Genomic DNA, 9,133 nt, shown 5'->3' on the forward strand with positions numbered 1-9,133 from the left:
CCCGCGCCCGCCCCCGTACAGCCCGCGCGGCCGAAGCCGCCGGAGCCGGTGGCGGAACCGGCCGAGGAGCCCGTGGGCGCGGTCCTGCCCGGCGTGCCCGTCGCCGCCCGCCCCACCGTCAGGACGGCGGCGGTGGACGACGAACCGGACGGCGAGCCCTGCCCCTCCTGCGGCACGAACAACCGCCCGGGCCGTACGTTCTGCCGGAACTGCGCCGAGCCCCTGAAGCCCCGTGCCCAGGCGGCACCGCTGCCCTGGTGGCGGACCAGGTGGCCGTTCAACCGCCGGGTGCGGGCGGGCTCGGGGAGGCTGCTGCGCGGCAGCCTCATCGCCCTGGTCGTCGCGGCCCTCCTGGTCGCGGGCTTCCTGCTGGTCCCGGCCGGGCGTTACGTCGTGGAGGACGTGCGCGACAAGCTCGGCGGCACGGGCGAGGTCAGCCCGCTCCACGTCTCCGCGAACGCGTCCGCCCCGGGGCACCCGGCGAAGGCGGCGGTGGACGGTGTGACGAACACGTACTGGGGCGCGCCGAAGACGGGCGACGCGCTGACGGCGGAGTTCGAGGACCCGTTCCGGCTGGTCGGGGTCACGGTCCACACGGGCGTCTCGACGAAGCCGGAGGTCTTCCAGAAGGGCGCCAGGCCGACCCGGGCGGACCTGACCATCACGACGGAGGACGGAGAGGTCCACGAGAAGACGATGGCCCTGGCCGACAAGCCGGGCGAGCAGACCCTGCGCATGGGCATCAGCGACGTCGTGTCGGTCCGCTTCACGATCCGCGAGGCGGCAGGACAGGACGGGGGACACCCGATCGCCCTGGGCGAGATCGAGTACTTCAAGCGGACGTGAGGGGCGGCCGGCCGTCGACCGGCCGCCCCCGCGCACCGCGACCACCACGCGCGGTCGTCGCCGCGCGTCCTCCCGGGCCAGCCAACGGTGCCCCGCCGGACCTGGATCCGCCCCCGCGCTCCGGGTATGCAGGAAGGGACACGCTCCCCGTAGGAAGAGGTTCCCATGCGCAGCCAGGACGGTGCCGAGAAGGCAGACGCGGCGCGCGGGCCCGGCCGGGCCCGGAAACCGGGGGCCGCGGCCGCCGCCCCCGCCACCGAGTGGCTCGCGCTCCAGGGCAGCGTCGGGAACGCCGCCGTCGTCCAGATGCTGCGGGCGGCCGGGCATCCGCACTGCGGCCACGAGGAGGCGGAGCAGCCGGTGCAGCGCGCGGCCGTCACGGACGTGCTGCGCTCGGGCGGCCGGCCGCTGGACAGCGCCGTCCGCAGTGAGATGGAGTCCCGGCTCGGGGCGGACTTCTCCGACGTGCGCATCCACACCGACGCCGCGGCCAAGGCATCGGCCGCCGGGGTCGGGGCCCGCGCCTACACCTCCGGGCACCACGTCGTCATCGGTGACGGCGGGGCCGACAAGCACACGCTCGCCCATGAGCTGACCCACGTCATCCAGCAGCGCCGGGGGCCGGTCGCCGGTACGGACAACGGCTCCGGGCTGCGGGTGAGCGATCCGGGCGACCGGTTCGAGCGCGAAGCCGAGGCGAACGCGACCCGGGTGATGAGGGGGCCGGTACCCGGACACGGCGAAGGCGCCGAACACCGGGCGGACACGAGGACGGCCGCCCGGGCCGGTGAGACCGTGCAGCGTTACGCCGACGTCGACGTGAACGGGCAGGTCCTCCGGGCGTCCGAGAACGGTCTCTTCCTGACACGCCCCGACACCCCGTACGTCTGGGTCCGGGAGGACGCGCCGGCGGGCAGTGTCGCACCCGCCCTGAGGCGGGCGGACAACGACGCGATGCAGTGGAACGGCGGGACGTACTTCAGGCACTGGCTGGGCGGCGACGTCCAGCAGGACTGCCTGCACGCCGCCGAGGAGATCATCAACAACCGGGTCCGCGAACTCGATTGGGGCGAGGGCGAGTACAGCACGATCGAGACCACCGACAAGCGCTTCGGTCCGACCGAGGTGTTCGGTCAGGCGGACCCGACCAACCGCCGCCAGGCCCGCCAGTTCGCCGGCCCGAAGAACGAGATGGCCGATCCCCGGGCGGGAGAGGCGTTCGTCATCGTGGTCACCAAACCCGACCCGGAGAAGGAGATGAGTCAGTTCCACGCCGGCGCGGTGGTGGCCCGCGACGGTAACGACTGCGTCGTCCTGCAAGCCTGGTCGGACGGGAACAGCCCGCCCAACCTGGCCGCGGCCGACTCCGAGATCTACACGGTGGGAGACCTCCAGCGGTCGTTCCATGCGGCCTACGGCGCGCCGGACGCCTACTTCGGAACGGTCGGGACGACGACGGTCGTCATCAAGTCGCACCCTGAGGTGGCCAGGCAGCCCTGACCGCGGGCGAGGTCCCCCTCACAGCCCCGGCGCCCCCCACACCGGGAACCACCGCGACAGGTCCCGCTCCACCCGCAGGTCGTCCCCGAGCGCGGCCCGGACCTCCAGCTCCAGCCGGTTGTCGCGCTTCTCGGTGCCGCCCGGGACGGGGGCGAACGGATAGAACGTGCCGCGTTTGTACAGGTACACCAGTGCCAGCGCACGCCCGTCCCCGTCCCGGAAGGCGACCAGCGAGCACAGCAGCTGGGGGCCGAAGCCGCCGTCCTGGAGCAGGGTGTTGACCGCGTGCAGGTCGTTGACCAGGGCGGCCGTGTCCTCGGGCGGTTGGCGGGCGAGCAGCCAGGTGTAGCCGTAGGCGTCCCGGCTGAACTCCACCGGGACGCCGCCGCGCCCCGTGTCCGCGTCGAGGAGTTCGCGTACGTCCTGCTGGACCCGGGCGAAGGCGGAGCCCTCCACGCCCGCGAAGCACACCGAGCCGAGACCGGTCGGCGTGAGGCCCGTCGCGGCCTGGAGGGTCAGCGCGGCGGACGGCACGGCGAAGAGCTGGTCGAGGTCGGGGCGGACCGGTTTGCTGCGGCCCAGGATCGTGTCGAGCAGGCCCACGGGGAACTCCTTACGGGCGGACGGGCCGGGCCCGCACGGACGGGCCCGCACGGACGGGCTCTCACGGACGGGACAGGCCGGCCGCGATGCGGGCCAGCTGGTCGAGGCGCTGCTCCAGCGTCGGGTGCGTGGAGAGCAGCCGGCCGATGCTCTCCTTCGAGGCGAAGGCCGGGACGAAGTAGAAGGCGTTGTACGGCTCCGCCTTCCGCAGGTCCTCCGTCGGAATCCGGGCCATCTGGCCGCTCACCTTGGTGAGGGCGGACGCGAGGGCCGAGGGACGGCCGGTGAGGAGGGCGGCCGCGCGGTCGGCGGTGAGCTCCCGGTAGCGGGAGAGCAACCGGGTGAGCAGGAAGCTCAGCGCGTAGACGACCGCGCTGACCAGCGGGATGAGCAGCAGCAGGACGCCGACCGGGTCGTTGCCGCGGCTGTTGCGGGCGAAGCCGCCCCACAGCGCGACCCGGGTGATGATCCCGGCCAGGACGCCGAGGAACGAGGCGATGGTCATCACGGCCACGTCCCGGTGCGCCACGTGCGACATCTCGTGCGCGAGGACGCCCTCCAGCTCCTCCGGTTCGAGTCTGCGCAGCAGCCCCGTCGTCGCGCAGACGAGCGAGGACTTCTGGCTGCGCCCGGTCGCGAAGGCGTTCGGCACATCGCTCTCCGCGATCGCCACACGCGGTTTCGGCATATCGGCAAGGGCGCATATCCGGTCGATCGCCCCGTGCAGCTCCGGCGCCTCGGCGGGGGGTGACCTCCCGGGCGCCCATGCTGAACGCGGCGATCCGGTCGCTGAACCAGAACTGCGCGACGAACATCCCGCCGGTGATCACCAGGATCACCGGCCAGGCCCCGCGCAGCACCGCCAGGAGCACGCCGACCAGCACCACGTACAGCAGCCCGATCAGGAACATGGTGGTGACCATGCGCGTGGTCAGGCCACGGTCGGCGGCGTACCGGCCACGGGTTCCGGCCATGGTGAACCTCCGCTCCTCGCCTTCCTCCATGGTGCTCCTCGGCGGCCGAAAGTGGATGCCGGTGCTCCGTTCGGCGGGTATGGCCGAACATCCTCTAGGCCAGGTAGATGCCTGAGGCATCTAGTGAGGGTGATCGGCAGGACCACCACACCCCCCTCGTTGCGAGGTCCGTCATGACAGAGACCCAGTCCGAGCCCCAGCCCGCGACCGTCGACTTCCCGCAGAACCGCTCCTGTCCCTACCACCCGCCCACCGGCTACCCGAGCGCGAGCCGCGGGCAGCGGCCGGTGTCCCGGGTCCGCCTCTTCGACGGCCGTACGGTCTGGCTGGTGACCGGCCACACCGAGGCCCGGGCGCTCCTGTCCGACCCCCGGCTGTCGTCCGACCGCTCACACCCGGAGTTCCCCTTCTTCGCGCCGAGGCTCGCCGCGGTCCAGCAGCGGCGCGTCGAACTGATCGGCGTGGACGACCCGGAGCACAACGCGCAGCGCCGGATGCTGATCCCCAGCTTCACGGTCCGGCGGACGGCGGCGCTGCGGCCGCAGATCCAGGAGACCGTGGACCGGCTGCTCGACGCGATGGTGGCGCAGGGGCCGCCGGCCGAGCTGGTGGGGGCGTTCGCGCTCCCGGTGCCGTCGACGGTCATCTGCGCGCTGCTCGGGGTGCCCTACGCGGACCACGAGTTCTTCGAGGACCGCTCCCGCAAGCTGCTGCGGGGGCCCGGTCCGGCGGACGTGATCGAGGCCCGGGAGGACCTGGACGCGTACTTCCGCGACCTGATCGAGCGGAAGCGGCGCGAGCCGGGTGACGGGCTGCTGGACGAGCTGATCGCCAAGCAGCTGGAGACCGGGGCGGTGGAGCGGGACGCGCTGGTGCGGCTGGCGGAGATCCTGCTCGTGGCCGGCCACGAGACGACCGCGAACATGATCTCGCTCGGCACGTTCACGCTGCTCAGGCACCCGGACCAGCTCGCCCGGTTCACGCGGGGCGGCGCGGAGGCGGTGCCGGCCGCCGTGGAGGAGCTGCTGAGGTTCCTGTCCATCGCCGACGGGCTGTCCCGGGTGGCGGTGGAGGACATCGAGATCGGCGGCGAGACGCTGCGGGCGGGGGAGGGCGTGCTCCTGTCCACCGCCGTGGTCAACCGGGACGCGGCCGTCTTCGAGACGCCGGACGAGCTGGACCTCGGACGCGGGGCGCGCAACCACGTCGCCTTCGGCTTCGGTATCCACCAGTGCCTGGGCCAGAACCTGGCCCGCGCCGAACTGGAGATCGCCCTGCCCGCGCTCTTCCGCCGCCTGCCGGGTCTGCGGCTGGCGGTGGAGCCGGAGGACGTGCCGTTCAAACCGGGCGACACGGTGCAGGGCCTGCTGGAACTGCCGGTGACGTGGTGACGGAGGAGGACCCCATGCGGATCGACATCGACAAGGACGTGTGCATCGGCGCGGGCCAGTGCGCCCTGGCGGCCCCGAAGGTCTTCACCCAGGACGAGGACGGCCTCAGCGAACTCCTGCCGGAGCCCGAACCGGGCCCGATGGTCGCGGAGGCGGTACGGGCGTGCCCGGTGGGGGCGATCAGGACGGTGGAGGCGCAAGACGCCTGAACACTGCCTCGTAGCGCACCGTAGCACGCTGCGCTACGGTGGACGTATGAGGACGATTACGCAGCGGGAGTTCCGCAACAGCTCCGCCGACGTCATGGACGCCGTGGAGGCGGGTGAGGTCTTCCACATCACCCGCAACGGGATAGAGGTTGCGGAACTCCGGCCGCTCACGCGGAAGCGGCGGCTGAGCGCCGAAGAGCTGGTGGCGAGGCACCGACGTCTGCCGCATGTGGACAGTGCTCTCATGCGGCAGGAGGCGGACGAGTTCTTCGGCGACGAGGACCGTGCCGGGGAGGACGACCCCTGGGAGCGGGCGCGTGGCTGAGCGCTACAGGGCGGGCGTTCTCGACACCTGCACGTACATCGACCTGGACCTGTTGCGGGCGGAGGACCTCCCCCTCTTCCCCTTGCTCACCGCCGTGACCATGGCTGAGCTGCAGCAGGGCGTGGCCATGGCCAAGGATGCCGCGGGGCGGGCTGCGCGCATGGAGAAGCTCGGTGCCGCTGTGGCCGACTTCGAGCCGCTCCCCTTCGACGGAGAGGCGGCCGCGCGCTACGGGAGCCTGGTCTCCATGACCCTCGCCGCGGGTCGCGACCCCCGGCCCCGGCGCATGGACCTGATGATCGCCGCGATCGCCTCCGTCGGTGAGCTGCCGTTGTTCACCCGCAACGCGGACGATTTCAAGGGGCTCGACGGGGTGCTGACGGTCGTCCCCGTGTGACCCCGTCCGGATACGCCGACGGCGGACCACAGGCGTGGTCCGCCGTCGGTGAGACAGGACCTGGGGGCGCCGGGATCACCGCGCGTCGCCCCAGCGGGGTTCGTTACTTCGCCATCTTCTTGCCGGTGATGCCCAGGTGCACCAACTGTGCGAGGTTCGGTCTGATCTCGCCCTGCTTGACGCCCCAGGCCGTGAAGCCCTTCTGGTGCGAGGCGACGCCGGCCAGCATGACGACCAGGGAGCCCGCCATCGCGGCGGCGCTGATGTCCTTGTCGACCCTGCCCTTCGCCTGGAGCTCCTTCACGGACTCCGTCAGGGAGCCGGTCACGGAGTTCAGGACCTTCATGCGGATCTTGTTGAACCGCTTGTCGCCCTCCGCCGCGCCGAGGTCGATCACGCGCAGGATCGCGTCGTTGCGCCGCCAGAAGTCGAGGAAGCCCTCCACGAGTTGCTCGGAGGTCTGCCGGCCCGCCTTGCCGGCCCAGGAGCGCCCGGCGACCAGTTCGGTCAGCCCGGCCCCCTCCTTGGCGACGTCCTCGGCGAGTTCGAGGACGGCGCCCTCGACGTCGGGGAAGTACTGGTAGAAGGTCGCTGGTGAAGTCCCCGCCCGCCGGGCGACGTCGATGACTTTGACGTCCCGGTACGGCGAGGAGCTGAGCATCTCGCTGAGGCAGTCGAGCAGCTTCTGCCGCGTCGCCTGACCGCGCCGACCGGCCACGCGGCCGTCGACGGTGCGTACTTGTCCTGTCATGCCGTCAGCTTACCGACGGGTGATCGGAGCGCGATTCGGCCGAAGCAAATGGGGAACGGGGCCCGTACCGACCCCCGTGGCGGCCCTTCGCCGCCCACGGTCCGAACAGTGTTATGAACAGCCTGTGGATAACTTCGGTGGATAACTTTCGAACCTGCGTTCGCAAGTGAAGGCTCCCGGGGCGCGCCGCACGCACCGTGAGGCTACCGTGACGGTGACGGGCGTCACCCGCGACGGAAGGATCCGGACCCATGGCCGCGTTCGCGCAGTCCGCACCGTGCTGGGTGGATGTGCAGCTCCCCGACCTGGAGGCGGGCAAGCGCTTCTACGGCGAGCTGTTCGGCTGGACCTTCCGCCCGGCCGAGGGCCCCCGCGCCGACGCCCTCAGCGACGGGAGGCTCGTCGCCGCGCTGGCCGCGAAGAAGGACGGGCGGATGCCGACCGCCTGGGGCGTCTACTTCGCCACCGACGACATCGAGGCGTCGGTCACCCGGATCCGCGCGGCCGGCGGCCAGGTGATCACCGAACCCGTCCCGGCCGGGCGCCACGGCGTGCTCGCCCAGGCCGCCGACCCGGGCGGCGCGGTCTTCGGCCTCTGGCAGGCCGGCGAGCGCGAGGGGTTCCAGAAGCAGAACGAGCCCGGATCCTTCTGCTGGACCGAGGTCCACACCCGGTCCAAGGAACGCGTCGACCCCTTCTACGAGGAGGTCTTCGGCTTCCGATGCGCGGACGTGGACGACTCGCCCCTGGACGTCCCGGACACCGACGAGCACCGCGTGGACTTCCGCACCTGGTCCCCGCCCGACACCGAACCGGGACCCGAGACGGCGGTCGGCGGGCGGAGCGTCATCACGGCCGCGTTCCCGGCCGAGCTGCCCAGCCACTTCCTGAGCTACTTCAACGTCGCGGACTGCGACGACACCGCCCGCACCGTCCAGCGGCTCGGCGGCCGGGTCACCGAACCCCCGCTCGACATCCCGTACGGGCGGATGGCGGTCCTCCAGGACGACCAGGGTGCCGAGTTCGCCGTACTTCAGGAGCCTGTGTCCTGATACGGGCGGAGAGGTACGGGACACCCCGATCCGCCCCCGGGTTCGCCACCGGGGCCCCGGCCAGGAACAATCGGGGTGCGCACCGCCGGGCCGCGCCCACTGATGAGACGCTGCACACGGCGGGATTTTCGCGGGCCTCCGTCACCGGAGGTCCGTACGGGGAGGTGGCAAGTAGTGGAGCAGCTGACGCAGCACGACCCGAGGCGGATCGGCCCCTTCGAGGTGCTGGGACGGCTCGGGGCCGGCGGCATGGGGCTGGTCTATCTGGCCCGGTCGGCCTCGGGCCGCCGGGTGGCGATCAAGACCGTCCGCACGGAACTGGCCGAGGACCAGCTGTTCCGGGTGCGCTTCACGCGCGAGGTGGAGGCCGCGCGCGCCGTCAGCGGCTTCTACACGGCCGCCGTCGTGGACGCCGACCCGCGCGCCGCCGTGCCCTGGCTCGCCACCGCGTACGTGCCCGCCCCCTCGCTCGAAGAGATAGTGAACGAGTGCGGGCCCATGCCGACGCAGGCGGTGCGCTGGCTGGCGGCGGGGATCGCGGAGGCCCTGCAGTCCATCCACGGGGCGCAGCTCGTCCACCGCGACATGAAGCCGTCGAACGTGCTCGTCGTGGAGGACGGCCCCCGGGTCATCGACTTCGGCATCGCGTCCGGCGTCTCCAACACCCGGCTCACCATGACCAACGTGGCCGTCGGCACCCCGGCGTACATGTCACCGGAGCAGGCCCGGGACTCGCGGAGCGTGACGGGGGCCAGCGACATCTTCTCGCTCGGTTCGACGCTCGTCTTCGCCGCGACCGGGCACGCCCCGTACCGGGGGGCCAACCCGGTCGAGACGGTGTTCATGCTGCTGCGCGAGAGCCCGGACCTGACCGGCCTGCCGGACGACCTGCGGCCGCTGATCGAGTCGTGCATGCGGAAGGACCCGGGCCTGCGGCCCAGCCCGGCCGACCTCCAGGCCCAGCTCGCCCCGCACCTCTTCGCCTCCGGCGGCGGGGACGACGACGGCGGTACGGCTTCCGCGTGGCTGCCGGCCGCCGCGACCGCGCTGATCGAGCGGCGCCGGGGCGGTGGCCGTACGGCCCC

The 9,133-nt window shown here is 72.3% G+C and carries 11 protein-coding genes and 1 pseudogene; 9 read left to right on the forward strand and 3 right to left on the reverse strand.

All coding sequences use genetic code 11. The features are described from left to right. On the forward strand, positions 1-846 hold an 846-nt coding region (locus G3I41_RS35245; RefSeq protein ID WP_239081994.1), incomplete at its 5' end, for a zinc ribbon domain-containing protein. Positions 847-1,011: 165 nt separating this feature from the next. Then, positions 1,012-2,346, forward strand: coding sequence for a DUF4157 domain-containing protein (locus tag G3I41_RS37320; RefSeq protein WP_239081995.1), 1,335 nt, complete (start codon positions 1,012-1,014; stop codon positions 2,344-2,346). Positions 2,347-2,364: 18 nt separating this feature from the next. On the opposite strand, the gene G3I41_RS35255 is transcribed toward G3I41_RS37320, so the two are convergent. Together G3I41_RS35255 and htpX are read right to left on the reverse strand one after the other, a co-directional pair. Then, complete coding sequence (locus tag G3I41_RS35255) at positions 2,365-2,949, reverse strand: hypothetical protein (protein WP_164404591.1); 585 nt, start codon at positions 2,947-2,949, stop codon at positions 2,365-2,367. A 61-nt stretch (positions 2,950-3,010) separates the two neighbouring features. Next, a pseudogene (htpX, locus tag G3I41_RS35260) lies at positions 3,011-3,833 on the reverse strand (zinc metalloprotease HtpX). Here htpX and G3I41_RS37325 point away from each other — a divergent pair. Genes G3I41_RS37325 through G3I41_RS35280 form a run of 5 tightly spaced genes read left to right on the forward strand, consistent with a single transcriptional unit; the run spans position 3,715 to position 6,245 of the window. Continuing rightward, a complete protein-coding gene (locus G3I41_RS37325; protein ID WP_239081997.1) occupies positions 3,715-4,038 on the forward strand; it encodes a hypothetical protein in 324 nt (107 codons plus the stop codon). The pseudogene htpX and the gene G3I41_RS37325 overlap by 119 nt on opposite strands. Before the next feature lie 58 nt (positions 4,039-4,096). Further along, positions 4,097-5,314 carry a cytochrome P450 gene (locus tag G3I41_RS35265; RefSeq protein WP_164404592.1) on the forward strand — a complete coding sequence of 406 codons (1,218 nt, stop codon included), beginning with the start codon at positions 4,097-4,099 and terminating at the stop codon, positions 5,312-5,314. Positions 5,315-5,328: 14 nt separating this feature from the next. Continuing rightward, complete coding sequence (locus tag G3I41_RS35270) at positions 5,329-5,523, forward strand: ferredoxin (protein ID WP_164404593.1); 195 nt, start codon at positions 5,329-5,331, stop codon at positions 5,521-5,523. 46 nt (positions 5,524-5,569) lie between these two features. Next, positions 5,570-5,848 (forward strand): type II toxin-antitoxin system prevent-host-death family antitoxin, encoded by a 279-nt coding sequence (locus tag G3I41_RS35275; protein ID WP_161208970.1) that lies wholly within the window; start codon positions 5,570-5,572, stop codon positions 5,846-5,848. Further along, the gene (locus G3I41_RS35280) at positions 5,841-6,245 is read left to right on the forward strand and encodes a type II toxin-antitoxin system VapC family toxin (protein ID WP_164404594.1); all 405 of its coding nucleotides are present in this window, start codon (positions 5,841-5,843) and stop codon (positions 6,243-6,245) included. Before G3I41_RS35275 ends, G3I41_RS35280 begins: the two co-directional genes overlap by 8 nt. 103 nt (positions 6,246-6,348) lie before the next feature. Here the strand turns inward: G3I41_RS35280 and G3I41_RS35285 are convergent, their stop codons facing one another. After that, positions 6,349-6,996 carry a TetR family transcriptional regulator gene (locus G3I41_RS35285; RefSeq protein WP_164404595.1) on the reverse strand — a complete coding sequence of 216 codons (648 nt, stop codon included), beginning with the start codon at positions 6,994-6,996 and terminating at the stop codon, positions 6,349-6,351. A gap of 251 nt (positions 6,997-7,247) precedes the next feature. Between G3I41_RS35285 and G3I41_RS35290 the strand changes: the two genes are divergently transcribed. Further along, positions 7,248-8,048: a VOC family protein gene (locus G3I41_RS35290; protein ID WP_164404596.1), complete on the forward strand. Its 801-nt coding sequence runs from the start codon at positions 7,248-7,250 to the stop codon at positions 8,046-8,048. Between the two features lie 174 nt (positions 8,049-8,222). Then, the coding region (locus G3I41_RS35295) for a serine/threonine-protein kinase (RefSeq protein WP_164404597.1) at positions 8,223-9,133 on the forward strand (911 nt) is incomplete at its 3' end.

Origin of the sequence: Streptomyces sp. SID9727 (genome assembly GCF_010550605.1) — a bacterium.
In the GTDB taxonomy this organism is placed as follows: domain Bacteria; phylum Actinomycetota; class Actinomycetes; order Streptomycetales; family Streptomycetaceae; genus Streptomyces.

Bases quoted from the DNA above. Each gene is read 5' to 3' on its own strand.
- G3I41_RS37320 (WP_239081995.1), top strand. From the start codon at position 1,012: ATGCGCAGCCAGGACGGTGCCGAGAAGGCAGACGCGGCGCGCGGGCCC.
- G3I41_RS37325 (WP_239081997.1), top strand. From the start codon at position 3,715: ATGCTGAACGCGGCGATCCGGTCGCTGAACCAGAACTGCGCGACGAAC.
- G3I41_RS35265 (WP_164404592.1), top strand. From the start codon at position 4,097: ATGACAGAGACCCAGTCCGAGCCCCAGCCCGCGACCGTCGACTTCCCG.
- G3I41_RS35270 (WP_164404593.1), top strand. From the start codon at position 5,329: ATGCGGATCGACATCGACAAGGACGTGTGCATCGGCGCGGGCCAGTGC.
- G3I41_RS35275 (WP_161208970.1), top strand. From the start codon at position 5,570: ATGAGGACGATTACGCAGCGGGAGTTCCGCAACAGCTCCGCCGACGTC.
- G3I41_RS35285 (WP_164404595.1), bottom strand. From the start codon at position 6,996: ATGACAGGACAAGTACGCACCGTCGACGGCCGCGTGGCCGGTCGGCGC.
- G3I41_RS35290 (WP_164404596.1), top strand. From the start codon at position 7,248: ATGGCCGCGTTCGCGCAGTCCGCACCGTGCTGGGTGGATGTGCAGCTC.